Genomic DNA, 25211 nt, shown 5'->3' with positions numbered 1-25211 from the left:
TATTGAAAGGAAGATTGAAATGATTAGTATTGCAAGTGCGATGCAACAAGAACAAATTAAAGAACTATTGGCAAATGTCGATGAAGATGGTATTACGTATAGCTTCAAAGAAAAAAAAGGTATTAAACTGTATTTCAATGTAACTGGTGATGTCAATGAAGCTGTTGCAAAGGCCAAAGCGTTAATCAAAGCGCAGCCATGGGGTTCAGTGCTGTATTTCCAAATCTTACCAGAATAAAAAGAGGTGGACACAAATGATCAAAAACGGGTTATTTCTTTGCAGTATCGGTCTGTTACTCTTCTTGTATTCAATCAATCCCGCCAATTTAGTTTATAATTTAGGATTATTAGCTTTTGCACTTATTTTGATAATTGCCGGGGTCTGCGTGTTTATGAAAGGACGAAAAAACGACTTAAAAAGAGAGAAGGATAATCAATGGAAGTCAAAAGAAAGCTAAAGATTCCTGCCAGCTTCTTCTATGAAAAAATTGTTGATTCAGTTGTCTACGATGTGCACAGTGCTACAGGGAAAACGATGAATGCCAAGCAATTAAATGGCTTTGAATATGTAAAAGATTTTTCCGCTAGCAAACGGGCGAAAATAAAAATTGAAGAATTGGAAGAAAATCACATCTATCAATTTAAAACGACAACTACCCGTAATGAGTTTGTAGTTCGCTATGAAATTAACCCGATTGATCAAGAAAACTGTGAAGTCACATTTACTGAATCAATGAAATCCTTCGGGCTGATTCAACAGCTAAATGATATGGCAACTGGACTAATTCTGGGCTTTTTCAAAAAGCGCCGTTTCAAAGAGATGCTCACTATGATTGAGCAGTCATATTAATACTTATCAATTAAAGAGACTATAACATTAGTAAATACAGATTAAATTTATCGAGCCCTACTTGCTAAAAGGCAATAGGGAGGCAAGCATGAGCGCTTACTTGACCCCAGAAGTAAGCAGCGCTAGCTATTTATTCGAAAATATCTGTTTAGAAGCTATCGTTATAGGCTCTTTTTTGTGGTATGGAATCTTCTTATTGTGCTTTATGTTAGAATAAAAGGGAATTTAATTACTGAAGTAGCAGAAAAATTTTTATGAGGTGACTTATGGAGACTACAGGTTTGATTGAAAATCGTAACCGGGAAATGTTTGAGTTGGGGAAATATGCGTTTCGTTCAACAGATACACCGGAAGTTCGGCAGCGTTTTGATTGCCTGGTTGAGCATTCGTGGAATTATGGGCATTTGGTCGATAATGTTTTGGCCAGTCAATTGCAAGCGACGCCTTTTGATGTTTGGATTGGCCCTAAATTGTTCAAAATGGCCGGTATCGGTACGGTGTCCTCTTATCCTGAATATCGTGGTCAGGGGGGCATTAACAAGTTGATGGAAAAAATGCTAAATGACTTGAATCAAGCGGGAGTGGCTTTAACTTATTTAGCGCCATTTTCCTATCCATTTTATCGTCGGTATGGTTATGAGTATTTGTTTGAAAAAACAATTTACGATATTGCCGGTTCAGATTGGCCGAAAGCAAATAATCAATTGGGCACAGTGAAGCGACTAAGTTTTCGAGAGGCTCAGGCTGATATCAAAAATGTTTATGAAGCAGTTATGGCAAATCAAGTGGGCCCAGTAAAAAGAGCAGACTGGTGGTATCAATATAAATTTGAGATGCACCATCATAGTCAATATGCGGTCTATTTTAATGAAGAGGGCCTAGCTAAAGGCTATCTGGCTTATCGTTTTGATGAAGGTCAGTTCACGATTATTGAATGGGAATATTTGACGGCAGCGGCTTTTTGGAGCTTGGCGAATTATTGCGGCAGCCATAGCGATTCCTTTGGAAAATTTCATTATGAAACTGGCAGAAGCGCGAGTAATTTGAATTATCTCTTTGCTAAGCCAGCGTTGGAGATTTCTGTTCGACCAGAAATGATGGGCCGAATCGTCAATGCAGCTAATTTCTTAGAGGAATATCCTTTTTTAGCGGCAGCAACGAACTTGAATTTTATTTTGGAGCTGACTGAAGATCGCTACGCCCCTTGGAATACCGGGAAATATCAAATCACAATTTCTGCTAATGGGGACTGCCAGATTGTTTCTGACAATCTGCAGGCTGAACTCAGCACTTTGACCTGTGATATTCAAGGTCTGACGCAATTGATGCTAGGTTTTCGTTCTGGTGAGGAGCTAAAATTTTTCGAGAAAATTCAAGCTCCCGAAGATTTATTAGCGGATTTAGGTCAACGGATTTTGCCGAAAAAACCAATTTTGGAGGATTATTTTTAAGCAGCGTTCTCTTATAGTAGGGATTAGTTTTTATGCTTTAAAAAAAATTAGCATTTACTAGATGTAAAAATAAAATCTAAAAGAGCTATTACAAAATAGGAAAATCACTGGGGATATTCTATTTTTTCTTTTGTTTATAAATTTCTGAGAAAATCAAAAACGTCGACTGTTGTTGAGGCAAATCGACGTTTTTTGTTTGGAATTATTTAGTTTTAAAAGAAAGCAAATTACTCAAAAAGCCGAGCAGATTTGGTTAATTTATAACGAATTTTGGTTTTGGGACGTTGATTTTCAGGATCTTCGTGGAAATTTTTGAGAGCGGCCTTGATAACTAACTCGCGACTGACTTTTGACTGATGGAAACGTTTAGCGTAGATTTCTTCTGACGTTTTTTTCATCTTCGATCACTCCTAATTTCAGTTACCTCACTCGTGATGAAGGAGCAAGACTGTTCAAAATTTTTTGGTCCTTGCAATTATGATAGCAACTGAAGAGTCAGATTAAAAGTTTTTTGCCTATTCTTAAAGAATTTTAACGATTTACTGAACGGCCGATGCGATTAATTGTATGGCGCAATCCGCGGATAGCAATCGACATTTCATAAATATTTTCTGGTAAAGTCATTCCGCCAAAACCGGCATCCCCGATGTGTTGGATATCGACGCCACAAGTTTTATTGACAATCGCCATCTGACGAATGGTTTCCGGACGTGCACTTTCTTGACTAGTTCCGATTGCTGTCATCGTTAACAAGTCGTAGCTTTTCGCAATTTCAACAGCTTCAATTAAATGTTTTTCCGTGAAACCTTGAATTGTTCCGACAGCCGGCAGTAATAAAATATCTGCGCCAGCTTTTGCGTAAGCTTCAACAGCTTCGGGTGTCACAACAGGTTCACTTGAGCCAGCTGAATGCATTTTACCAGCAATAATTAAGCCACTGAAATGTTGTTTAGCAACTTTAACAGCATCCGCAATCGCTGCATTGGTCACACCAGTTCCAGGATTTCCAGTAAAACAAATGAAATCAACGCCCATTTCCTCCGCTTTTTGGATTGTTTCTGGTGAGCTAGTTCGACCAGAGCTAATTGAAATTCGTTCGCTTAGCATGTCATCAGAAAAAGCAATTGGTTCTAAATTTATCCCAATTGGTCGGCCCGTTAATTTTTTCAAAGTAGGAATCGGATTTTCAACTTCCGCTTCTGGATTCATCAATTGTGCAAAAGAACCTTCTACAGTAGTGCCAGGCATTCCAAAAACAATCGGACGGAAACAATCAAAGGCGTTTAGCAAAATTAAATCGGCTCCATAAGCGCTAACCACTTCTGCATTAGTAATATCGCCGGCTGCTGGTGAAGCCAGGACCACATTTTCCACCGCAATTGTCCGGCCTTCACTAGCTTTAATTGATTGTTTCAACTCAGCTGCTGTCATGTTAGCGATTTCGCTAGAAAATGCGCTAATTAATCTTTTTACCATTTTAAAACCTCCAAAATTTTAATTACTATATCATTATAACCTTAAAAGCGTTTGACATAAACATTTTGCAAAGATAAAATAGTAAAGTATTTGTCCCCTTAGTTAAATGGATATAACAAGTCCCTCCTAAGGATTAGTTGCTGGTTCGATTCCGGCAGGGGACGTCAATCAAAGAGACTGTGGCATAAGTCAAAATAGATTTGATTTTCCGAAACTTAAGCAACAAACGCTGTCTATATTAGTTAATGTGGGCCTATAATGTTATGGAGAGCCGAAACATATAAGCTTTCTCATCATTATACTTGGTTATAGTAAAAGCAAGCTGGTTCGGATAGCTAATCTATAAAAGCTTTTATGTTGTAGTCTTTTCTTATTTTTGAGGGATGGTGTGAGTGTGGGAGTAAATCAAAGAAAACCGGCGATAACTTTTTTTGTGATAATGTTAATTTTTGGTATCCTGTCGATTTTTGTGACTTTTCCATTATCTAACGGAGATGAAGGATTTCATCTTAGCGCTGTCTACAATATGTTTAGTGCCAATCATCCTGAAGCGATGTCAGAAGAAGCTCTTAGGGAAATTGAAATGGTGGCGACCTCGCTACCGAAAAATATCGATTTGGGTCAGCTATTTAGTCAAAAAATCACGGCAATCAGTGCTGATGGTGTAGCGTTGAATATTTTAACGGACAGTAATTTAATTAGTCGAATTGATATTGCCCATCTGCCGGCTGCGCTAGGCGCGTTAATCGGCCGTTTTATCTATCCAAGTATTGGTTGGATCTTGGTCTTTTCTCGGCTGACAAATCTACTGTTCTTTTTAATTAGTTTTTATTTTATCATCAAAGCCAGCAAGGTAGGCCAATGGTCTTTGATCATGCTTTTTACAGTTCCTTTTATTCAAAAATTGGCTAGTCCCAGCTATGATGTTTTTTGTTATGTTGTAGTGTCATTTTTTATTATGATGATCTTCAACTTACAACAAAAACAAAAGTTTGCAGAGTATACCAAGAGAGAGTGGCTTGGCTTAACAACTTCGCTGATTTTATTGTTCTTTTTAAAAAATAATTATCTTTTTGCTTTACCGCTGCTTTTAGCGCTACCAAGTCTCCATCAGCCAGTTCTTAATTGGTTCAAAAAGTTAAAAAAGCACCGGCGCAGCTTATTAGTCATTTCTGGGGCTTTATTGATTGGGATATTTCTGATAGTTTTACATTGGCAAATTAATTTAGTGGAATTGGCTAAGGTTTTTTTCACAAATTATTTAAATGTTGAAACTATGGGGAGGAGAGCCAGACAGCTTTGGCAGGTGACACCATTAATTTTACCTAATTTATTGAATATACTATGGCTACTTTGCCTATTTTTAGTATTATTGACAGAGAAAAAAAGGCGCTGGTTTGGAGCTAGCCAAACTATTTCTATTGGTGTTTTTCTATTGAATTGGATTGGGATTTTCGCAGGGTTCTATTTAATTTTAAACAGGCAGCCGTTTGATGACTTATCTGGTCGTTATATAAGCCCTTTTCTGATTCTAGTTCTTCCGCTGTTGCAAAACTTCGGGACCAAATATGAGCTGCAACTGCCCGAAAAAGTGGTTAAACGCATTAGTTTAACCAGTACAGTTATTATTTTAGTACTGTATTTGATTATTTGTTACTACCGTGGTTTTGTGTGGGGAGTAACGCCAACTTGGACAAATTTAGGATAAAAAATTAGCAGCTTCCTGATTCTCATACATCAGGAAGCTGCCTTTTTATTTACGCCCAATCACCATTTCTGAAAACAGGGACGCGGGTGCCATCGGCTTTGATGCCGTCGATGTTCATCTGTGAGGAGCCAATCATGAAGTCGACGTGGGTGTGGCTGCGGTTTAAACCGGCAGCGATTAATTCTTCTTCGGACATTTCGGTGCCGCCTTCGATACTGAAGGCATAGGCTGAACCTAATGCTAAATGATTTGAGGCATTTTCATCGAATAGAGTATTGTAAAAAGTAATGCCAGATTGGGAAATTGGTGAAGGGTCAGGCACTAAAGCGACTTCGCCTAAATGTTTGGCGCCTTCGTCAATTGCCAATAATTTTGCTAAAACTTCTTGTCCTTGTTCGGCTGAAAAATCAACCACTTTGCCATCTTTAAAGGTAAATTTCATACCTAAAAGGGTAGTCCCAGCATAGCTTAATGGCTTAGTGCTGGAAACAACGCCATCAACGCGATTTGCATCAGGAGCGGTAAAGACTTCTTCAGTTGGCATATTGGCCATAAATTTTTCGCCGCGGGCATTGAAACTGCCAGCGCCTTCCCAAAGATGATTTTTTGGCAAACCAACAATCAAATCAGTCCCCGGAGCAGTATAATGCAGCGCAGTAAATTGTTCTTTATTTAACTCAGCAGCTTTTGAGGCTAATTTGGCATCGTGATCCTTCCAAGCTTGAACAGGATCCGCTTGGTCGATGCGGGTCGTTTTAAAAATTTCTGACCATAAGGCTTCAACTTGTTCTTTTGATGAGTTTAAATCTGGAAAGACTTTGGCTGCCCATTCTTTACCGGCAGCCGCCACAACGGTCCAGCTGACTTTATTGGCTTGGGTTGCTTTTCTGAGGTTCGCCATGGCTTTACCGGCAGCTGCTTGGTAAGTAGCCACACGGTCAGCGTCGACACCGGCCAATGAATCAGGGTTTGCTGAAACAATGCTGATGCGGCTAGCACCTTTGGCCACCCAATCATCTGAACGGTCAACGACATATTGTGGAATATTTTCCAGACGGTCACTGTCAGCATTGGCTAAAAATTCTTTTTGGATAAAATCATCGTTCCATTGGACAATGACTTCAGCGGCTCCTAATTTGTAGGCATGTTCGGTAATCAAACGGACTAATGGTGCTTGGTCGACACTGGCTTGCACCACAATTGTATGTCCTTTTTCAACGTTTACACCAACCTCGGTAATCAGTTGAGCATATTTTTTTAATTCTGTTTGAAATTCACTTGACATCAGGAAATCCCCCTTATTTTTAATTACATGAAATATGATAGCATTTGCAAATCCTAAAAACAATTATTACCACTGGAAACATTTGTTTTGATAACTTATTGAAGGTTTAATTAAATTACATGGTCATAATTGAAAGCTTATCTAAAAAGAGTTTTGCACTTTAAATAAAACGTGGTAAAATGTAAATATAACAGAGATTGAAAACGTTGTTACCGACGCCAGACAGGGAGGAATCATCATGGCCCGCAAGAAAACAATAACAAAAGAACAAATTTTAAAAGCTGCATACGAAGTTGTCGCAACCGAAGGATTCTCACGTTTTACCGCCAGGAATATTGCTGCTAAGATGGGTTGTTCGACCCAACCAATCTATTTGGAATTTAAAAATATGAACGACCTGAAGGAAGCATTATTGGACCAGCTCTATGCTTATTTGGCGGATGAAGTTTTTATGGTGGAACACACTCGTCAGCCACTGATTGATTTAGCGCTGAATTACATCCATTTTGCTGAACGGGAAAAACAACTTTACCGGGCGCTTTACTTGGAGGAATCAGGTTTTGGCAATAAAATGCAGGAATTTTCTAATAATCTTTTTGCTGAGCTGGCTTCAAAGGATCCCAGCTATGAAAATCTTTCTCCAGAGCAGATTCAGTCTCTAAATATGGGCTGTTGGGTGGTTGCTACCGGAATTGCCTCGTTGATGTCTTCGGCGATTATCAAACCGACTGATGAGCAGATTATCAGCCTCATGCAACTGACAATTGATAATATCTTAAAAGATGATGTGCGGATTGATTTAGATTAGGTATAGTTTGAAATAATTTTTGACTTCATTTTGAGTAGTGATTTGACCTTTAACTGGATGGATTTTGACCAAAATAAGATACTGTCATTATGGACACAATTCCAAATGAAGAATAATTTTCTTTATCAATTATCTTTTAAACAGATGTATCAACAGTACTGAATGACAAATATTTGTTATTTCAGTGCTGTTTTTTTTTAATAATCCCAGTCTATCTGGAAACTTGAAAATAACCAATCCAATCGCTTTTGGTAAGTGATTGCCATGAGAATTCGTATTTTTGATGAATGATTTATAAATGTCTGACTTACTCAAAATTTATTATTCAATCTAAGCAGAATTTTATTTTTAAGGAGTTTGCCCATGAAAACAAAAACGGTAGAGCAACGCCATCCTTTAAATCCCTTGACTTTGTGGTACACCGAACCCGCCTCCAAAGGTAAGACAATCTTATCTCCTGGAGCTTTTAATACGACTGAAGAAGACAATTTGTGGCAGCAATTTACTTTGCCAATCGGCAACAGCAGCATGGGGGCTAATATCTATGGAGAGATTAGCCAAGAGCGGCTGACCTTCAATCAGAAAACTTTATGGAATGGTGGTCCCAGCGCAAGGCGTCCTGATTATAATGGCGGCAATAAGCCCATTGCTGAAAATGGGCTAAAAATGTCAGCAGTTTATCAAAAAGTTATTGAGTTGTATCAAGCAAATCAAAATGAGCAAGCAGCTGAGCTAGCGCAACAATTGGTTGGCGGAGCAAATGGTTATGGCGCTTATCAGTCGTGGGGAAATATTTATGTTAATTTTCTGCTAGATGAATCGCAGGCGGAAAATTATCTTCGTTCATTGGATTTAACCAAAGGGCTAGCAACGGTTTCTTTTGATTATCAAGGTGGGACTTTTTCAAGAGAATATTTGGCTAGTTACCCTGATAACGTCATTGCTTTTAAGTACACAGCTGAAAATATAAAAACGAATTTTGATATACGTTTTCCGATTCATAATGAAAAAGAGGTTCTTGAGGGAAACTTAGGTAAGGAAATTTCAACTAGCGTTTTTGGAAATAACATAACTGTCAGCGGAAGTCTGCAGGATAATCAATTGCGGTTAAACAGCCAATTGCAAATTGGTGAGACTGATGGAAAAGTTTTTGTAAAAGACGGAGAAACACTAGCTGTCAGAGAGGCAACTTTCGTAACGATTTTTGTCACGGCTAGTACGGATTACCAAAATATCTATCCCGACTATCGTTCCGGAGAAACTAGCCAACAGCTTAACGAACGGGTTTCAAAGATTTTAGCAGCAGCGGTCAAAAAAGGGTATCAAAAAATTAAAGCAGACCACTTGAAGGATTATCAGCAGTTATTTGAACGGGTTCAGTTAAAGCTTGGGCAGATAGCTGCTCCTGTGCCGACAGATCAGCTGTTAGATAAATACAATGAAGGACTTGCTACGGATGCTGAAGCAAGACAGCTGGAAGTGTTACTTTATCAATATGGTCGTTATCTAGCTATCGCCTCTTCTAGAAAGGGCGACTTGCCGGCGAATTTACAGGGAGTGTGGCAAAATCGGGTGGGGGATGCTGAACGTGTGCCGTGGGGTGCTGATTTTCATATGAATGTCAATTTGCAGATGAACTACTGGCCAACATACAATGGAAATTTAGTTGAAACAGCGTATCCATTGATTGATTATCTGAATTCTTTGGTGTCACCGGGCAAAGTTTCAGCAGAAATTTATTTTGGCGTTACCAGTGGCTTTACTGCTCACACCCAAAATACGCCCTTTGGCTTTACAGCTCCCGGCTGGTCCTTTGATTGGGGTTGGTCACCAGCGGCGGTGCCGTGGATTTTGCAAAATGTCTGGGAGTATTACGAATACACTCTTGATGCTGAATTTCTAAGAGAGCAGATTTATCCGTTATTGAAGGAATCTGTGGCTTTGTACAATCAGTTGTTAATCAAAGATTCAAAAACTGGTCGCTTAGAAACCGCGCCGACATTTTCACCAGAGCATGGGCCGATTACAGCAGGAAATACTTACGAACAATCGCTAATCTGGCAGCTTTATCAAGCAATCATCACGGGAGCAAAAGTACTTGGTCAAGACACGGAAAAAATTAGTGGCTGGCAAAAAACGCAAGCACAGCTAAGACCAATTGAAATCGGTCAAGATGGACAAATTAAGGAATGGTACAACGAAACAACTTTGGGAAGTCTTGGCGAAAAAAATCACCGCCATCTTTCACATTTATTAGGCTTATTTCCGGGAAATTTAATTTCGATAGAGACACCAGAATTGTTGGAAGCAGCGATTATTTCATTAAATGATCGGGGAGATGAAAGCACCGGCTGGGGTATGGGTCAGCGGATTAATGCTTGGGCCCGCGTCGGAGATGGTAATCGGGGGCACCAGCTGATTCAAAAATTATTTAAAGAAGGGCTTTATCCAAATTTATGGGATGCGCATCCTCCCTTTCAAATTGATGGCAACTTTGGGTATACCGCTGGTGTGACAGAAATGCTGATGCAAAGCAATTTAGGCTTTATTCACCTATTGCCGGCATTGCCGGATATTTGGTCGGATGGTTTCGTAAAGGGGTTACTAGCTCGGGGAAATATTGAAATCAATTTGACTTGGCGGGCAAAAGTTTTGATTGAGGCAACTGTCAAACCAAATGTCAAGCAAGTGGTGAAGCTGCGCTATCCTAATTTAGCCAATGCCAAGGTTTACGATGATAAAAATCAGCAGCTTTCTTTTCAAAGAATTAATCAGGATACAATTTCTTTTGAAGGGGCAGCGGGGCATAAGTATCGAGTAGTATTAAAGCAAAAGTAACTTTTCAGTATTAGTTTTAAAAGCATGATGTAGTTGGCTTGTAGGTTGTTGGCATTTATTGATAATGCCATAGCGTAGTTGATTTGAAGCTGTTAGTTTAATTTCACCCTTCAGATGATTTTCAAAATTATTTCCACCTCTTAGATTTTTACTTAACATTTAGAGGCTCCCTTCTTATAACGATAACAGAATCGTGATAAGAAGGGATTCTTTTTAAGTTAAATTCCAATATCAACTTTTAAAACTTTATTATTTGCCCTTAAGTAAATCTAAATTTACCAAACTCAAACAAAACTCCAGAGTGATTTTACTGAAGCTAGTAGCAGCTTAAAAAAATAGCTCACAAAATTCCGAGAGCTTTTAAAAGACCAGAAATAGCTTTGGCTACTACAAAAATAATAATTAACTGAATATTACCATCGATATAAAATACTTTGAAATAAAAAAATAGAATCAGCTAGAGAAAACCTAATATTTTTTTATCAAGATAGTAATAGGTATTACAGTAGTAATTGATTATGTTATTTATCTTTTTTGTTTCAAATGAAAGAAAATAGATAATATTATTCGTTTCAGCAAAAAAATCCGCAATTAATCATGTAATTATTTGGGGAAATATGCTAAAATTTTTGTATAGTATTTTTTTAATAAAGTTATTTATTTACCGAAGAATTGAAAGCGTTATCTGTTGGGCTATTTTTTAAGAGAAAGAGGGACACTATTGAAAAAATTAAAATCAAAGGCCAGAAATTTTTAACTGAGAGTGGGAAAGAAGTTATTTTTAATGGCTTAAACCTAGTTGAAAAAAATCGTGAACTGGGACACATCACGCCTGGCGGTGAAGCATTATTCCAACAATTACGAAATAATGGGATTAATTTAATTCGCTTGGGCCTGTTTTGGAAGGCCGTTGAGCCAAAGCCGAATGAATTTGATTTAGTTTATTTAGAAAAGCTAAAGGAGCAGGTGCGTTGGGCTAAGAATGCTGGCATTTATGTCTTTATTGATATACATCAAGATCTGTATAGTGAAAAATTTGGCGACGGTGCGCCGCTGTGGGCCACGTTGGATGATGGCCTTCCCCACGTGGCTGGTCAATTATGGAGTGACACGTATCAACTGAGTGAAGGCTTGAATCGGGCCATCGATTATTTTTGGGAAAATGCGCCAGCCGCTGACGGCATCGGCCTACAGGATCACTATACTGAAATGTGGAAATTTGTTGCCAACTTCTTTAAGGATGAAGAAAATGTCATCGGCTTTGATTTGATGAATGAGCCTTATCCAGGTTCTTCAGGAACGCAGGTGCGGGACCAGCTGATTGGCTTGTTTATGCATCGTTTCCAATTATCACCGGAGGAATTGATGGCTAAATGGCTAGATGATGCTGCTAAACAGGAATTATTGGGCACTCTAGCAGACTTAGATATTTACCAACAAGCCCTGGGTTTATTGACACCGATTGTGCAGGAGTTTGAAAAAAATATTTTGCAACCCTTCTTTGATAAATTGGAGACGGCTTTGCTGCCACTGATTGATGGCAAATTAATTTTCTTAGAAACTAGCTTCTTTAATAATATCGGCATTCCCAGTGCTTTAACCTTTAAAGACAATCAGCAGGAGGTTTTTGCGCCCCATGCCTACGATTTAGTTGTCGACACTACGCATTTTGAAAATTATAGTACCGAGCGCATTGAAAATACTTTGATGGTTCACCGTGAAGTCCAAAAAGAACAAAATGTTCCTGTGATTTTAGGTGAGTGGGGGGCATATTTCCAAGATCCGGAAACTCAACGTATCAGTCAAATTCATATCGAATACTTTGAAAACTATCTCTGGGGCCATACTTATTGGAGTTATTATGATGGGTATTTTGAAAGTCCAACGGCGGCCGTCTTAAACCGGCCATATCCGCAAATGGTTGCTGGTGTAATTGAGCGTTATCACTACGATTATCAAAACCAAAAATTCACTCTGCGCTATCAAGCGAAAGCAGGCGAAAGTGTTATTTACCTGCCAGATTTAAGCAAAGTTAATTTAGAATTATTTGCAGAAATGGGCTTAACTTCTGAGTTACACGCTCATGACAACAGCGCTGGCGGTAGCTTGATGATTACGGCTTCAGAGGATGAATTAGTTGAACTAGAACTAAATTTATAAATGTTGAAATAAGAGTTTTTAAAGCAAAATTTATTTAAAAGGGCACAGTGAAGAGCTTTGCCCTTTTAAGTAAAGCCTTCATTATGTTAGCTTTCTTCAAAACTCTTTTTTGTGTCTGCCACCAAATGTCACATGGAGGAAATGAGCATGAAGTCAAAACTTAATCTCCTACAAATTTTAAAGGAATCTTTTGCGTTTAAGAGCAGCGGGCTTTCTTTTTGGAAAAAATTTCAACTCTCCTTACCGGCACCGATTTTATCTGTTAGCCAAGTTATCATTCATCAAGTTTTTATCAAATACTACACGGATGTGATCGGTCTAAGTGCTGCGTGGGTGGGCTGGGTTTATGTGCTTTATAATATTTGGAATGCCGTCAACGATCCGCTAATTGGTTCGTGGTTGGATCATAAACCATATAATCCAAAGCGGGGCAAATATGCATATATCATGAAGGTGACTGTGCCTTTTATGATGCTGGCGACCTTTTTTATGGCTTTAAGCAGTCCATCATGGAGTCAATGGACCATTTTTATCGTCTTCAGCATTGAATTATTCTTTTTCGACACTGCTTCGACGGCCTATGGGATTGCTTATACTTCCTATACGCAACTGGCCGCCCCATCAAAAGAAGAGCGCTTGGACATCGGAACAATTGGAAATTATTTGACCTATGCGTTATCTTTTATGGCGACCATGATTCCAACATTATTACTAATTGGTGATGGCAATCGGGCTTTATTTATTCCAATATTAATGGGTGTCTTAGTAGTGCAGACAATTATTTTTGTTTTAGCGCTGCGGGGTTTAAAAGATACTCCTGAGATGTATGCCAATCTCCATCATGACAAAAGTAGTGTGAAAAAAACGGTGGCGGAAGCTTGGAAAATTATTAAGACGCGACCGTTTTTGACAACGGTGCTTTACGGTGTGATTGCGATGAGTGCTTTTCGTTATTATTCAACGGCCTATTTGTATTATATGGATTCGGTTATTCAGGCGACAGGTTCTCAGGCGACCATTATCAACTTTGTCACCCATCTGGTTGCGTTGGGAATTATGCCCGTCAGTAATTATTCAGTCAAAAACCTCGGCACACGAATCAATGTTTTCATCGGCATGTTGCCGGCGACTTTGGGGTATTTAGGTCTGACCTTTGCGACGGAATTGTGGCAGGTATCAATTGCCTTTGGTTTAGTGGTTATTTGCACGATTCACTTTGCCACATCAACGGGAATTATGAATAGCTTGATTATTGATGAAGATGAGTGGCGCACCGGTATCAGAAAAACTGGTTTATTTAATGGCATGTTTACTTTGTTCGGCACAGCCCTCAGCAGTGTGTTTATGATTATGTACACAAATGTCATGGCAGCCACCGGTTACGATGGTACTTTAGCCGTTCAATCAGCAGAAGCAGTTCGCGGCCTGCGCTTTGCCACCGGAATACTGCCATTGATTTGTATTTGGCTGGGCATCATTCCAATGATTTTATATCCCTTTAATCGTAAAAGAGAACAGGAAATTTCGGCTGAAAGCCGCCGCATGCGAGGGCTGGATACTAGTGATGGACCAGTTTGATTAGAAAAAATCAGATAGTTGGTTTTGATTTAGTTAGGAGAGAGTAGCTTATTGTGCTGCTCTAAAGGAGAAATCTATTATTCCTTTGTTAAATAAAATAGAAAAAACATTAGACAAGCAATTGCTAAAATTGTTTGTCTTTTTTGCTTGTTTTTTACTACTAAGATTTAACTTCAATTGTATTTTTTTTAAAGTGATGATGCTGAAATTCTTTTGGCGTGATGCCCATCTTGTTTTTAAATAATTTGAAAAGAGAGGGGATACTTTTATAGCCAAGTTTTTCAGAGATTTCGCTAATTGTTAAGTCGCCCTCAGACAATAATTTTTGAGCTACGGCTAATCTTTTCGTGTCTAGTAATTCCTGAAAACTACTACCAGTTTTTTCCTTAATTAAATTACTTAAATAGTTTTTATTATAACCAAATTTTTTAGATAAATCCGTTAACGAGGTATCAGTATAATGTTCATTTAGATAATTTAAAATCTGGTAAAGTTGATTTTTTTTTGCAGGAAAAAGTTTGTTTGTGTAAACATTTTCTGCTTCAGTCAGTTCCATCAAAAAAGAAGCAAGCAAGAAATTTAGAGTTCCAAGATTCGGATTTTTAGCAATCAAATATTTTTCAATTAGGATCTCTAGAATTTTTTTTGCAATGGGCAGGTCATTTAAATCGAAAACCATAAAACTATTATGGGTGCTGTTTTGTTGGCTGGCTTCTATAAAGAACAAACTAATCAAACTATCTCGCATTCCCAAGTTATCCAGAACGTCATTCGTTAAAGTAGCTGAATTCAATAGAATATTTACAATCAAATCTTCCTCACCAACAGTGTCAATCTGCTGAATTATATTTTTGTCCATCAAAATTACCTGTCCAGATGCTAATAAGACCTCTTCGCCATTTACAATTTGGCGACAGGTTCCTTGGTAGACATAATTAAATTCTACAAAGCTATGAGTATGTGCCGGAGTGTAGGAATAGCGATGATGTTTATTGATAAAAATATTTCCTTTTTTAAAAAAGTCCTCATTGGGAATCTCTGGAACAATCGAATGAGAATAATCTAGATTCATCTCATTGATATTTTTCCCGGTTTGTCTTTGTAAGATTTCAACCGCATCTTCCTTTTCTAATAACAGCTTCAATTCTTCCATCTCTTTATCTCCATCGAAGTATTTCAATTAGTTTTAATTCGGAAACCTGTAGATTTGATACTATTTTACTAAACTTTTGAAATTGTCGCAAATGATGAAAACGGTTAATATAAGGTCAACAAAGAAAGAAGGGGTTCACGAAATGGAAAACTCAACAAAGCTTTATAAAAAATACGCACCACTATCAACTGCTGCTGGGATAGGTTCCATGCTGGGATCAGGAGTTATTGTTGGCTTATCTGCCACAATTCCCGTTTGGCAAAGAGGTCTTGATTTGTCAGCTGGCCAGGTTGGTATTATTTCTGGAGTCTTAACTTTTGCTATTGCCTTTGGTTCGTTATTTGCTGGTAAAATTTCTAAAATGTTTGGTTTATTCAAATCATTTAATTGGTTAAATCTTTTTTACGCTATTGGTGCAGGCTGTTGTGTCTTTTCGAACAACTTTATTATGTTACTTATCGGAGTAACGGTGATGGGGATTGCATCAGGAGCCGATTTACCGATTAGTTTAACAGTTGTTTCCCATGATGCGCCAAATGAACAAGTTTCTGCACGGTTAGTTTCTTCAACCCAGATTTTCTGGCAGGTTGGGATTTTTATTTCATATATTTGTTCATTTTTATTATCTGGAATTGAAGGCGTTTTAGGAGCTCGGATTGTTTTTGCAATATTGACAGTTTTTTCTCTCATCACTTGGATTTGGCGGACAACTTCCAAAAAATTCAAAGCTTTCCATGAAGAAGGTATCCTGCGCCAAGCTAAAAATGTGACTAAAGACAGTCAGAAACAATCTGTCAAAGAAGTTCTATTCAGTAAAAGCAATCGCTATCTTGGATTTTTCCTTGCTATCTTAACATTTTATGTATGTTGGAATTTATTAGCTAATACTTGGGGACAATTTCAAACATACGCTTTAACAAATGCTGGGGCAACTCAGACAAAGGCGACTGGCTTAGGAATTTTACTAAATGTCATTTCTTTAATTACGACAATTATTTTTGCCTCAGTCTCTGGCGGCAAGTATCGAAATAAAGCCTTCTTTATCGGAGCAGCGGTTCAATTTTTAGCGATGTTGGGAATGGCTTTAATTGGCGGGAGCGCTGGGTTTATCGCCTTAGCAATTACGATTGCCTTTTACAATTTTGGCAATCCAATGGCTGGTGAAGCTATTTATAAAGTTTGGACACAAGAATCTTTTCCAACTGAAACAAGAGCGTCATTACAAGGTTTTATTAATGGCTTTTCACGAATTTGCTGTGGGTTATTTGCCTTTATTACCCCCTATCTAGTAGCACCAGAAAATATTCAATATTCAATGTTTGGCTTTGCGGCTATTGTGTTAATAGCAGCCATAGCGGGTGGAATTATGATGGTTTTACAACGCAAAAATAAAATAGCGACAACACATTTAGCAGAAGAATTGTAGAGGTGATAAGAATGGAAAAAACACAGGCGAGATGGTTATGGTATCCAGGAGATTTTGAAATACGACAAGGATTATTGCAAAACTTTTCGAGGGAGGAACGCGGCTTTGATTGGCCTGCTTACTGGTATCAAGATGATTGTCATAGAAATGTGAAATTTAAAAGATATTATGACTTGAAGGAAAGTACAGAATTTATTGTCCACGGGATTGGAATTGGTTATGTTGAAATTAATGGGGAAAAATTCCCTTTAGAAACAAAACTTATTTGTCCTGCTGGAAAGAATAAAATCCGGGTATTTATCGGTAATCTCAATGAATTGCCGACGATTTATATAGAAGGGGAAGTTGTAAAGAGTGATGCTGGCTGGCAAGCTAGCAATTTTATCCAAGAATTGCCAGCTGGTTGGAGCGAAATGTTTCACTCGCAAAACCAAAATCCAAATGAGATTGTATATACGGAAATAGATTGTGACTGGCAAGAAAAGACAGAAGTTAAGGGTGGCACGCTCTTTGATTTTGGTCGAGCAGTCTTTGGAACTCATCGTTTCACTAAATTGGTAAGTAAAACACCAGTTACTATCTGCTATGGAGAGTCTGAAGCAGAAGCTTTGGATGTTGACATGTGTTATTACAAAGAAAATAATGCAATTGAAACAACAGTGCCAAGAAAAAGAGCTTTTCGCTATCTATTTATTCCTGAAGTTGTCCCAGAAAATGTCGATATCATAGCTAACCACCAATACTTGCCTATTAATAAAAGAGCGCAATTTACTTCTAATAACTCTTTAGTCAATAAAATTTGGCAAGTGTCTGAAGAGACATTTAAACTCTGTAGCGATTTATTTTTTATTGATGGTATTAAGCGAGACCGCTGGATTTGGTCTGGGGATGCGTATCAATCTTATTTAATCAATCAATATTTATTTTTTGATGAGGATATTAATAAACGGACGATGCTGGCATTAAGAGGACAAAATGAAATAAAGCAACATATGAACACCATTGTTGATTATTCCATTTTATGGCTGATTGGAATTGAAAATCATTATATGATGACCGGTGATGCAGAATTTTTGTCACAAATCTATGAGAAAATGTTAACCATGATGAATTACCTTGAAAAGCAGACGAATGAATTAGGCTTTATTTATGGGCGAGAAAAAGATTGGATTTTCATTGATTGGTCTGAAATGGATAAAAAAGGGACGCTTGCGGCTGAACAAGTCCTGCTGTTAAAGGCTTATCAATCAATGGCACATTGCGGCGCTGTTTTAGGAAAAAAAGTCAGCCACTACGAAGAAGCTTTTGATAAGCTGAAAAAAAATCTGATGGAATATTTCTGGGATGCCGAGCTGGGCTCATTTATAGATTCTTATGAATCTGGAAACCGTCATGTGACTCGTCACGCAAATATCTTTGCAGTATTGTTTGATTTTCTTACCGAAAAAGAAGAAGCCAGTGTACTAAATAATGTTTTATTAAATGATGATATCACACAGATTACAACACCCTATTTTAAATTTTTTGAGCAAGATGCGCTATGTAAACTGGGAGAAACTAAAACAGTTTTTACTATTATTCAAGAGTATTGGGGAGGTATGCTGAGAAGAGGAGCTGTTACTTTTTGGGAAGAATTTAATCCTAATGAGCTTGGGGATGATGCATATGCGATGTATGGAGATCCATTTGGTAAAAGCTTGTGCCACGCATGGGGGGCGAGTCCGATTTACTTGCTTGGACGCCATTTTGCAGGACTAAAACCAACTAGCCCAGGTTATGAATCTTTTGAAGTAGCACCTAATTTGACCGAGTTTGATGAGGTTTCTTTCACGTTACCTGTGAAGAATGGCCAAGTGACAATTGAGAAAAAAGGTGATGAGATTGTCATCTTTGCTACACGAGATGGCGGGACTGTAGTGTTTAATCAACAAAACTATACTTTAACTCAGAACGAACCTTTAAAATTGTTGCAAGCCCAAGTCATATTATAAAGGAGCTGATAGCATGACATTGAAAGAAAAAGCTGGTTTTGCCCTAGTAAATTTAGGAAATATACCAGTTATGACGCTACTCAATACTTATTTGCTAATCTTTTATACAGATGTTATCGGGATTAGCCCGGCAACAGTTGCGACTTTATTTTTAGTTTCTAGGTTGATGGATGGCTTAACCGACCCAATTATGGGCTTTCTAATTGACCGTTTTCCTAAGACTAAGTTTGGCAAATACCGACCTATTTTAATTCTGGGTACAATAATCTGTTGTATAAATTATTTATTAGTGTGGTTTGCACCACTTTTAATCCCACAAGCAAAAGTTTTAGTAATCGCTGTTTCTTATTTATTGCTGCGAGTCACCTTTGATATGATGGATATTCCCTTAAATAGTCTTATTCCTGTTCTTGCCAAAGAAGACAATCAAAGAAACGTTTTATCTTCGATTAAGGGAGTCTCGTATACAGTTGGACCTACGTTGTTAAATATTATAGCGCCGCTAACAATTGCTGGTTTTACTAGTAAATTGCAAGGGTATATTGTTTTGATTACTGGCACCGTCATCACCGTTTTGTTCTTTACAATTGTAGGAGCGATGAGTGTCAAAGAGAAATCAGATTTTGACAGCGCCAAAGATGGAGAGAAACAAGAAGGAAAAACAAAATATAGTTTTTCTGATATGGTAAAAATTATTAAAATTCCGTCAGTCTTTACTTTGTTTTTGTCAATGCTACTTGTAACAGCAGCGAACAATATATTTAGTGGTTCTATCTTGTATTATGTCACCTATATTTTAGGTGACGAGCGAGTTTTTAGTTTAGCTAGCTTGATAGGCATGTTAGGTGCAGTAATTGCTGGGAGTTTGGTTCCCAAATTAGCTAAAAAATATGGTAAACAAAAAGTTTACACCATAGCTTTACTTATGAATGGCTTGATTTTACTTGCTGTAATTGTGTTAAATCACAATTTGTTGATATTTTATCTGATGTACTTAGTTGTTCAGTTTGGTTTAGGTTTAATCAACACTATTCAATATAGTATATCCGCTGAAAATGTTGATTTAATTCATCAAGAGCTGGGCATTCAGACAGCCGGACTCATTGCTTCCTTAAATTCATTAATTATGAAGTTTGCAATGGCCGTTGGCGGAGCAGTTCCCGGCTTTATTCTGAGTAGTTTTGGTTATGTTGCGAATCAAAATCAAACGGCTAGAAGTAATTTAGGAATCGTCATTGCTACATTTATGATACCTTTTGTTCTATATATACTGACAGCAGTAGTTTTTGTAGTTGGTATGCGGAAAGCGAAACAGAAAACTTTGTTGGTAAAAAAAGAAATACTCACAAATTAGAAAAGACTGTAGATAAAAATCCTGTAATGGAAGTTCTAGAATGAACTTATATTACAGGATTTTTTTTTAATTTAAAAGAAATGTTTTATCAATTTCTTTACCACTGAAGTTTGGTCTATCTGATCCCAACCACCTAAAACTCAGGATTCCGCACCACTCTAAACAAAACAGCGGTCACAGCGGCTGTTGCAATTCCGGCAACAATCGCTTCAGGAATTCCATTGGCAAAAATTACGCCGAGGATGACGCCATATAAAGCAGTACCGGCTTCACCCATCAATTCTGAATAAGGCTGTTGGAAAAGAAAATAAATGAGGTTCATAACTAAAATCGTATTGACCAAAGAGCCGGCAACGCCCGCAATTCCTAAAGTTAGCGGCTGCTTTTTTCCCTTTAAGCGCTTATTAAGTGCTTTGAAGACAAAATGCGGTACAACGCCAATTAAAATACGGGGTAAAATCGAAACGATTAGTGAGAGCAAGCTGCCGTGTTCACTTCCGTATAAAGGAATAAAGGGCGTAAAGGCAAAGGATAATGGATTTGGAATCACAGTGTTACGGATAATACTGGTAATACCAAAGACACCACCGAGAGCGCCGCCGATTTTCGGCCCTAGAATAATCGACCCGATAATAACTGGAATGTGCATTGTCGTCGCATTCATAAAGCCCAGATTAATATAGCCTAGCGGTGTCACCGCCAATAAAATCATGATGGCTAAAAACATCGCTGTTAAAACAAATTTTTGTGTGTCGCGTTTCATTTTTTAATCCTTCCCCTAAACCGGTGTGCCTAAATTTTTTAACACTTGGTCAACGATATCTTTTGTAGTTGCCAAGGCGCCCCGACCAAAATCACCGCAGGCTAAAAGGGCTTCTCGTGGATCAATTTCTTGATAACCGTCCGTTTTTAAGGTGGTTAAGTTCCGCTGCATAGCAGGATTTTGATACATATATGTATTCATAGCAGGCGCAATTAATTTCGGTACGTCTGACTTGATAGCTAGGGCCGTTGTTGAAAGCAAATCATCAGCGATTCCGTTCGCTAATTTACCAATAATATTTGCTGATGCCGGCGCAATTAAAAATAAGTCGGCCCGTTTTGCGAGCTCGATATGATTGATTAGAGCCGGATCTGGCTCCACCATCACATCCATATGCACCCGGCGATGAGAGAGGGACTGAATCGTTAAAGGCGTAATAAATTCTTGGGCACTCTTGGTCATCATCACATCCACTTGAAAACCAAGTTTGGTTAATTCATTGGTGATTTCGGCAGCTTTAAAGGCGCTGATGCTGCCGGAAACTCCTAAAAGAACTGTTTTCATTTTGCCTGCCTCGTTTCTAAAATTTTCGCCATCAATAAGTCGGCAATTTCTGGTTTGGTAAAAGCTTCTGTCACGCTGCCGTCTTTTGCCAAGAGGTAGCCGTGGTGCTGATCACCGGAAATTTCCGTCAAATCGTTGGCTAAAATAAAGTCTGCATGATTTTTCTTTAAAGAGGCTGCAGCCACCGCCAGTAATTCTGCTGGCGGTACTGCAACTAATAATTTAAAGCCGATTAAAATTGTTTCAGGTTGAATCCTTTTTATTTCCGCAATAACCTTCGGCGTTTTTTGTAACGTTAAAATTAACCGCTGAGTATCTGAAGAAATTTTAGTTTCTGTTGACGGTGTCTGACTCAAGCTATCAAAGAATTGTTCCAGACCAGCTGTTGTCAGCTCAGGTTTTTCCGTTAGCATTTTTTCGATTAAGGCGGCCTGGGAAAAGGCCGCTTCACCGGTGAAATCACTGACCGCCATACTGTGAATCACTGCATCATAGTGATTTTTGGTCATTAAATCCGTTAGCATTTTCAATAAATCCGCCGTGTCGGAAATCCAAAAGGTTTCCAAGCGGGGATTTTTTTGTGCCTGTAAAGCCGTTGGCGTGGTGATATAATCCACTTGCCAATCAGTTTTGGCCAAAATTTGAGTGACAAGCGTTTGTCCTAAGCGGCCGGTTGACTGATTGGTAATAGAACGGACTTGATCAATCGGCTCGGTGGTGCCGCCGCCGGTGATTAAGATTCTCATGTTAGTCCACCGCGATTTTGACAACACTGCGGCCTTCATGGGTACCGCCTAAAAGTGCTTCAAAAGTTGCTGGCAGTTCATCAAAGGCCAGTTCATTGACTTTCAAAACATCGGCTACATTTAAATCAGTTGCCAGCCGTTGCCAAATCTGTTGCCGTTTTGCCATTGGTGTATTAACAGAGTCAATACCTAAAAGTTTTACGCCTCGTAAAATAAAAGGCAGAACAGTTGTATCTAACTTGATGCCGCTAGCGTTACCACATAAAGCCATCGCTCCGTCATATTGAATTTGCGGAATTAAGGCGCTGGCCAAAGCGCCACCGACTGTGTCAATTACGAAGTCAAAATTTTGTTTGTTCAAAGCTTTTGGTTTTTCAGGAATTAGGCTGTCCGGTGTGACAATTTCAGTTGCCCCTAAGTCAGTTAACCAATTTTTTGCTGAGTCTTTGCGGGAAACAGCAATCACATGCTCAAAGCCTAATTTTTTTAACATGGCAATCGCAATACTACCGACACCACCACTAGCCCCAGTAATTAAAATGCGGCTGTCTTTTTTCGCACCAGCTTCTTCAATTCCTTGAACTGCTAAAGCTGCGGTGAAGCCGGCTGTCCCAAATTTCATAACATCTTTTAAAGTTAGGCCTTCAGGTAAAGGTACGACCCACTCGCCGGGAACCTTTTGAATTTGACTGTAACCACCGGGATGGCTGACACCAAAGCCATAACTGGTGACAATAATTTCTTGTCCCATTTTGAAGTCGGGGTCTTGACTATCTAAAACAACGCCGCTGGCATCAATTCCCGGTACCATCGGGTATTGACGGATGACGCCGCCTTTTTCAATGCTGGCTAAGGCATCTTTGTAATTTACGCCAGAATATTCAACTTTAAAGGTGACATCGCCGGCTGGCAAATTTTCAGTTGACAACGTTTCTTTTTCTAGAGTAAAAACTGGTTCATCTTTGACCGTTAAAGCTTCGTAGTGTTTCATTTCAAAAACTCCTTTTATTTTTTAATTATTGGCGACTGTTACATCAGTCAATCTAGTTTAAACTTGCCAAAGGTTTCTATTTAAAGCTGCAAAATAAAAAATTATGCTGGTAATCAGCTGAAATGCCGCTTTAAAAAGTAAATAATTTGGTCAGTTTAACTAGAAGAGCCTAAGTAACAGCCTGTGGATATTTTGTTTAATTGTAACATAATTTTGCAGGCTTCTTCCTCGTTTTAGCTTAGTTTCTCTAAATATTTAGAATTTCATTTTTGCAGTAAATAAACTAAACACTTCAAAAAAAGTTTAACAAAGTCCTTGTTTTTTTAGCAAAAATTCGTATACTGTTATAGGGACTAAAAGTAAACTGAAAGTTTAGTATTAGAAAACTTTTTTGGTTTTTGGAGGAAAAAAATGCAGATTGGCGAAAAAATTCGCAATTTACGGGTCCAAAAAAATTTAACGCTAGAGGAACTTGGCGAGCGAACAGATCTCACCAAGGGCTATATTTCTCAATTAGAACGGGACTTAAGCTCGCCTTCAATGGAAACTTTTTTTTCGATTTTAGAAGTGCTGGGGGTTACGCCGGAGGAATTTTTTAAAGAGGAAACGGCGGGGCGCAAAGTCCATTATAAAAAAGAAGAGGCTACGAAATACCTCGATGAAGAAAACGGCTATGAGCTGGAATGGCCGATTCCCGACTCCAATGAAAAAGAAATGGAGCCGGTCTTGGTGACTTTTCAAGAAAGCGGCGAGTATAAACAATTTCCGCCATCACTTTCTGAGAGTTTTATCTACGTCTTACAGGGGTCGATTGAACTGCGGCTAGGAGAAACTCGTTATTTCGCCAAAAAAGGTGAGTCGCTGTATTACGAGGCGACTGAAAGCCATCAAGTTTTAAATCATAGCCGCGGTAAAAGTCGTATTTTAATTGTGGCGACGGAATCATATTTATAAGAAAAAATAATTTTAGGGGGCGCAATCGTGGGGACAATTATTACCTTTAACGAGATTGTTAAGAGTTACGAGGATGAAAAAGTTTTAAAAAATATCAATTTTGAAATTGAAGAAGGCAAATTTTACACGCTGCTGGGACCTTCCGGCTGCGGCAAGACCACGATTTTGCGAATTATCGCCGGCTTTACTGAAGCGACTAGTGGCGATGTTTTTTTTGAAGGCCAGCGAATCAATGATATCCCGGCCAACAAGCGACCGGTGAATACGGTCTTTCAAGATTACGCTCTGTTTCCCCATATGAATGTTTTTGAAAATGTCGCTTTTGGTTTAAAAATAAAAAAATTATCCAAAAGCCAAATTACCCAAAAGGTCAATGACGCCTTGAAAATGGTGCAGCTGGCGGGCTATGAAAATCGTGAAATCTCTGAAATGTCAGGCGGACAACGACAACGGGTGGCGATTGCCCGGGCGATTGTCAACGAACCGAAAGTTTTATTATTAGATGAGCCTTTGTCTGCTTTAGATTTAAAATTGCGGACAGACATGCAGTATGAATTGCGGGAATTACAACAGCGCTTAGGCATCACCTTTATTTTTGTAACCCATGACCAAGAAGAAGCTTTAGCGATGAGTGATGAAATTTTTGTTATGAATAAAGGTGAAATTGTGCAAAGCGGAACACCGGTGGATATTTATGATGAGCCGATTAATCACTTTGTTGCCGATTTCGTTGGTGAAAGCAATATTGTCAATGGCACGATGATTGAGGATTATTTAGTGGAATTTGTCGGCAAACGCTTTGAATGTGTCGATGGCGGTATGCGGAAAAACGAACCGGTGGAGATTGTGATTCGGCCTGAGGATTTATCTTTAACAACACCAGAAATGGGCAAACTGATGGTGGAAGTCGATACCCAATTATTCCGAGGCGTCCATTATGAAATTATTTGTTATGACGAGCAGGGCAATGAGTGGATGGTTCATTCAACGAGAAAAGCCAAAGAGGGTAGTAAAATCGGTCTTTCCTTTGAGCCAGAAGACATCCATGTGATGCGCTTTAATGAATCCGAAGAAGACTTCGATGCCCGCTTAGAAAGCTATGAAGAGTAGGAGGC

General features: G+C 38.6%; 23 protein-coding genes and 1 tRNA gene. 15 read left to right on the top strand and 9 right to left on the bottom strand.

Annotated elements, in window-relative coordinates; translation table 11 throughout:
- Positions 1-19: 19 nt before the first annotated feature.
- The 4 genes from AC1Z3S_RS13865 (at position 20) to AC1Z3S_RS13850 (ending at position 2301) form a co-directional block, all read left to right on the top strand.
- Positions 20-238, top strand: a complete 219-nt coding sequence (locus AC1Z3S_RS13865; RefSeq protein WP_461740851.1) for a hypothetical protein — start codon at positions 20-22, stop codon at positions 236-238.
- A gap of 16 nt (positions 239-254) precedes the next feature.
- On the top strand, positions 255-458 hold the full coding sequence (locus tag AC1Z3S_RS13860; protein ID WP_461740850.1) for a DUF3188 domain-containing protein: 204 nt from the start codon (positions 255-257) through the stop codon (positions 456-458).
- Positions 437-850, top strand: a complete 414-nt coding sequence (locus AC1Z3S_RS13855) for a DUF3284 domain-containing protein (protein ID WP_461740849.1) — start codon at positions 437-439, stop codon at positions 848-850. Before AC1Z3S_RS13860 ends, AC1Z3S_RS13855 begins: the two co-directional genes overlap by 22 nt.
- A gap of 266 nt (positions 851-1116) precedes the next feature.
- Positions 1117-2301: a GNAT family N-acetyltransferase gene (locus tag AC1Z3S_RS13850; protein WP_461740848.1), complete on the top strand. Its 1185-nt coding sequence runs from the start codon at positions 1117-1119 to the stop codon at positions 2299-2301.
- Between the two features lie 227 nt (positions 2302-2528).
- Here the strand turns inward: AC1Z3S_RS13850 and AC1Z3S_RS13845 are convergent, their stop codons facing one another.
- On the bottom strand, positions 2529-2699 hold the full coding sequence (locus tag AC1Z3S_RS13845; protein WP_265455317.1) for a hypothetical protein: 171 nt from the start codon (positions 2697-2699) through the stop codon (positions 2529-2531).
- Between the two features lie 133 nt (positions 2700-2832).
- On the bottom strand, positions 2833-3777 hold the full coding sequence (locus tag AC1Z3S_RS13840) for a DUF7916 family protein (RefSeq protein WP_461740847.1): 945 nt from the start codon (positions 3775-3777) through the stop codon (positions 2833-2835).
- Between the two features lie 92 nt (positions 3778-3869).
- On the opposite strand from AC1Z3S_RS13840, the gene AC1Z3S_RS13835 reads away from it, so the two are divergent.
- Together AC1Z3S_RS13835 and AC1Z3S_RS13830 are read left to right on the top strand one after the other, a co-directional pair.
- Positions 3870-3941, top strand: a tRNA-Arg gene (locus tag AC1Z3S_RS13835).
- A gap of 224 nt (positions 3942-4165) precedes the next feature.
- Entirely contained in the window at positions 4166-5485 is a 1320-nt protein-coding gene (locus AC1Z3S_RS13830) for a DUF2142 domain-containing protein (protein ID WP_461740846.1), read from the top strand.
- A gap of 49 nt (positions 5486-5534) precedes the next feature.
- Here AC1Z3S_RS13830 and AC1Z3S_RS13825 read toward each other — a convergent pair whose 3' ends face one another.
- On the bottom strand, positions 5535-6770 hold the full coding sequence (locus AC1Z3S_RS13825; protein ID WP_461740845.1) for an aminopeptidase: 1236 nt from the start codon (positions 6768-6770) through the stop codon (positions 5535-5537).
- A gap of 238 nt (positions 6771-7008) precedes the next feature.
- On the opposite strand from AC1Z3S_RS13825, the gene AC1Z3S_RS13820 reads away from it, so the two are divergent.
- A complete protein-coding gene (locus tag AC1Z3S_RS13820) occupies positions 7009-7578 on the top strand; it encodes a TetR/AcrR family transcriptional regulator (RefSeq protein ID WP_461740844.1) in 570 nt (189 codons plus the stop codon).
- Positions 7579-7941: 363 nt separating this feature from the next.
- Positions 7942-10416, top strand: coding sequence for a glycoside hydrolase family 95 protein (locus tag AC1Z3S_RS13815; RefSeq protein ID WP_461740843.1), 2475 nt, complete (start codon positions 7942-7944; stop codon positions 10414-10416).
- On the opposite strand, the gene AC1Z3S_RS13810 is transcribed toward AC1Z3S_RS13815, so the two are convergent.
- Positions 10402-10575: a hypothetical protein gene (locus tag AC1Z3S_RS13810; RefSeq protein ID WP_461740842.1), complete on the bottom strand. Its 174-nt coding sequence runs from the start codon at positions 10573-10575 to the stop codon at positions 10402-10404. The genes AC1Z3S_RS13815 and AC1Z3S_RS13810 overlap by 15 nt on opposite strands.
- A gap of 513 nt (positions 10576-11088) precedes the next feature.
- On the opposite strand from AC1Z3S_RS13810, the gene AC1Z3S_RS13805 reads away from it, so the two are divergent.
- Positions 11089-12576: a cellulase family glycosylhydrolase gene (locus AC1Z3S_RS13805; protein ID WP_461740841.1), complete on the top strand. Its 1488-nt coding sequence runs from the start codon at positions 11089-11091 to the stop codon at positions 12574-12576.
- 147 nt (positions 12577-12723) lie between these two features.
- The gene (locus AC1Z3S_RS13800; RefSeq protein ID WP_461740840.1) at positions 12724-14154 is read left to right on the top strand and encodes an MFS transporter; all 1431 of its coding nucleotides are present in this window, start codon (positions 12724-12726) and stop codon (positions 14152-14154) included.
- Positions 14155-14314: 160 nt separating this feature from the next.
- On the opposite strand, the gene AC1Z3S_RS13795 is transcribed toward AC1Z3S_RS13800, so the two are convergent.
- Positions 14315-15307 (bottom strand): AraC family transcriptional regulator, encoded by a 993-nt coding sequence (locus AC1Z3S_RS13795; RefSeq protein WP_461740839.1) that lies wholly within the window; start codon positions 15305-15307, stop codon positions 14315-14317.
- A gap of 142 nt (positions 15308-15449) precedes the next feature.
- Between AC1Z3S_RS13795 and AC1Z3S_RS13790 the strand changes: the two genes are divergently transcribed.
- Genes AC1Z3S_RS13790 through AC1Z3S_RS13780 form a run of 3 tightly spaced genes read left to right on the top strand, consistent with a single transcriptional unit; the run spans position 15450 to position 20078 of the window.
- On the top strand, positions 15450-16733 hold the full coding sequence (locus AC1Z3S_RS13790) for an MFS transporter (RefSeq protein ID WP_461740838.1): 1284 nt from the start codon (positions 15450-15452) through the stop codon (positions 16731-16733).
- A gap of 11 nt (positions 16734-16744) precedes the next feature.
- On the top strand, positions 16745-18724 hold the full coding sequence (locus AC1Z3S_RS13785) for an alpha-L-rhamnosidase-related protein (protein ID WP_461740837.1): 1980 nt from the start codon (positions 16745-16747) through the stop codon (positions 18722-18724).
- Between the two features lie 13 nt (positions 18725-18737).
- A complete protein-coding gene (locus tag AC1Z3S_RS13780; protein WP_461740836.1) occupies positions 18738-20078 on the top strand; it encodes an MFS transporter in 1341 nt (446 codons plus the stop codon).
- 133 nt (positions 20079-20211) lie between these two features.
- Here AC1Z3S_RS13780 and AC1Z3S_RS13775 read toward each other — a convergent pair whose 3' ends face one another.
- From AC1Z3S_RS13775 to AC1Z3S_RS13760, 4 genes are read right to left on the bottom strand one after another with little or no spacing between them, the layout of a single operon-like run.
- The gene (locus tag AC1Z3S_RS13775; RefSeq protein WP_461740835.1) at positions 20212-20841 is read right to left on the bottom strand and encodes an ECF transporter S component; all 630 of its coding nucleotides are present in this window, start codon (positions 20839-20841) and stop codon (positions 20212-20214) included.
- Between the two features lie 15 nt (positions 20842-20856).
- Positions 20857-21405 (bottom strand): phosphopantothenoylcysteine decarboxylase, encoded by a 549-nt coding sequence (gene coaC, locus AC1Z3S_RS13770; RefSeq protein WP_461740834.1) that lies wholly within the window; start codon positions 21403-21405, stop codon positions 20857-20859.
- The gene (gene coaB / locus AC1Z3S_RS13765) at positions 21402-22151 is read right to left on the bottom strand and encodes a phosphopantothenate--cysteine ligase (RefSeq protein ID WP_461740833.1); all 750 of its coding nucleotides are present in this window, start codon (positions 22149-22151) and stop codon (positions 21402-21404) included. The genes coaC and coaB overlap by 4 nt, the downstream gene beginning before the upstream one ends.
- Position 22152: 1 nt before the next feature.
- Entirely contained in the window at positions 22153-23142 is a 990-nt protein-coding gene (locus AC1Z3S_RS13760; RefSeq protein ID WP_461740832.1) for a YhdH/YhfP family quinone oxidoreductase, read from the bottom strand.
- A gap of 411 nt (positions 23143-23553) precedes the next feature.
- Between AC1Z3S_RS13760 and AC1Z3S_RS13755 the strand changes: the two genes are divergently transcribed.
- Complete coding sequence (locus AC1Z3S_RS13755; RefSeq protein ID WP_461740831.1) at positions 23554-24096, top strand: helix-turn-helix domain-containing protein; 543 nt, start codon at positions 23554-23556, stop codon at positions 24094-24096.
- A 24-nt stretch (positions 24097-24120) separates the two neighbouring features.
- Positions 24121-25206 carry an ABC transporter ATP-binding protein gene (locus tag AC1Z3S_RS13750; protein ID WP_461735758.1) on the top strand — a complete coding sequence of 362 codons (1086 nt, stop codon included), beginning with the start codon at positions 24121-24123 and terminating at the stop codon, positions 25204-25206.
- The last annotated feature ends 5 nt before the right edge of the window (positions 25207-25211 follow it).

The sequence above is a fragment of the Enterococcus sp. LJL90 genome, from assembly GCF_056924355.1.
This window is presented reverse-complemented; position numbering and strand designations above follow the sequence as displayed.

What these genes read in the sequence shown, in the direction of transcription:
- AC1Z3S_RS13865 (WP_461740851.1), top strand. Translation starts at nt 20, where the DNA reads ATGATTAGTATTGCAAGTGCGATGCAACAAGAACAAATTAAAGAACTA.
- AC1Z3S_RS13860 (WP_461740850.1), top strand. Translation starts at nt 255, where the DNA reads ATGATCAAAAACGGGTTATTTCTTTGCAGTATCGGTCTGTTACTCTTC.
- AC1Z3S_RS13855 (WP_461740849.1), top strand. Translation starts at nt 437, where the DNA reads ATGGAAGTCAAAAGAAAGCTAAAGATTCCTGCCAGCTTCTTCTATGAA.
- AC1Z3S_RS13850 (WP_461740848.1), top strand. Translation starts at nt 1,117, where the DNA reads ATGGAGACTACAGGTTTGATTGAAAATCGTAACCGGGAAATGTTTGAG.
- AC1Z3S_RS13845 (WP_265455317.1), bottom strand. Translation starts at nt 2,699, where the DNA reads ATGAAAAAAACGTCAGAAGAAATCTACGCTAAACGTTTCCATCAGTCA.
- AC1Z3S_RS13840 (WP_461740847.1), bottom strand. Translation starts at nt 3,777, where the DNA reads ATGGTAAAAAGATTAATTAGCGCATTTTCTAGCGAAATCGCTAACATG.
- AC1Z3S_RS13825 (WP_461740845.1), bottom strand. Translation starts at nt 6,770, where the DNA reads ATGTCAAGTGAATTTCAAACAGAATTAAAAAAATATGCTCAACTGATT.
- AC1Z3S_RS13820 (WP_461740844.1), top strand. Translation starts at nt 7,009, where the DNA reads ATGGCCCGCAAGAAAACAATAACAAAAGAACAAATTTTAAAAGCTGCA.
- AC1Z3S_RS13815 (WP_461740843.1), top strand. Translation starts at nt 7,942, where the DNA reads ATGAAAACAAAAACGGTAGAGCAACGCCATCCTTTAAATCCCTTGACT.
- AC1Z3S_RS13810 (WP_461740842.1), bottom strand. Translation starts at nt 10,575, where the DNA reads ATGTTAAGTAAAAATCTAAGAGGTGGAAATAATTTTGAAAATCATCTG.
- AC1Z3S_RS13800 (WP_461740840.1), top strand. Translation starts at nt 12,724, where the DNA reads ATGAAGTCAAAACTTAATCTCCTACAAATTTTAAAGGAATCTTTTGCG.
- AC1Z3S_RS13795 (WP_461740839.1), bottom strand. Translation starts at nt 15,307, where the DNA reads ATGGAAGAATTGAAGCTGTTATTAGAAAAGGAAGATGCGGTTGAAATC.
- AC1Z3S_RS13790 (WP_461740838.1), top strand. Translation starts at nt 15,450, where the DNA reads ATGGAAAACTCAACAAAGCTTTATAAAAAATACGCACCACTATCAACT.
- AC1Z3S_RS13785 (WP_461740837.1), top strand. Translation starts at nt 16,745, where the DNA reads ATGGAAAAAACACAGGCGAGATGGTTATGGTATCCAGGAGATTTTGAA.
- AC1Z3S_RS13780 (WP_461740836.1), top strand. Translation starts at nt 18,738, where the DNA reads ATGACATTGAAAGAAAAAGCTGGTTTTGCCCTAGTAAATTTAGGAAAT.
- AC1Z3S_RS13775 (WP_461740835.1), bottom strand. Translation starts at nt 20,841, where the DNA reads ATGAAACGCGACACACAAAAATTTGTTTTAACAGCGATGTTTTTAGCC.
- coaC (WP_461740834.1), bottom strand. Translation starts at nt 21,405, where the DNA reads ATGAAAACAGTTCTTTTAGGAGTTTCCGGCAGCATCAGCGCCTTTAAA.
- coaB (WP_461740833.1), bottom strand. Translation starts at nt 22,151, where the DNA reads ATGAGAATCTTAATCACCGGCGGCGGCACCACCGAGCCGATTGATCAA.
- AC1Z3S_RS13760 (WP_461740832.1), bottom strand. Translation starts at nt 23,142, where the DNA reads ATGAAACACTACGAAGCTTTAACGGTCAAAGATGAACCAGTTTTTACT.
- AC1Z3S_RS13755 (WP_461740831.1), top strand. Translation starts at nt 23,554, where the DNA reads ATGCAGATTGGCGAAAAAATTCGCAATTTACGGGTCCAAAAAAATTTA.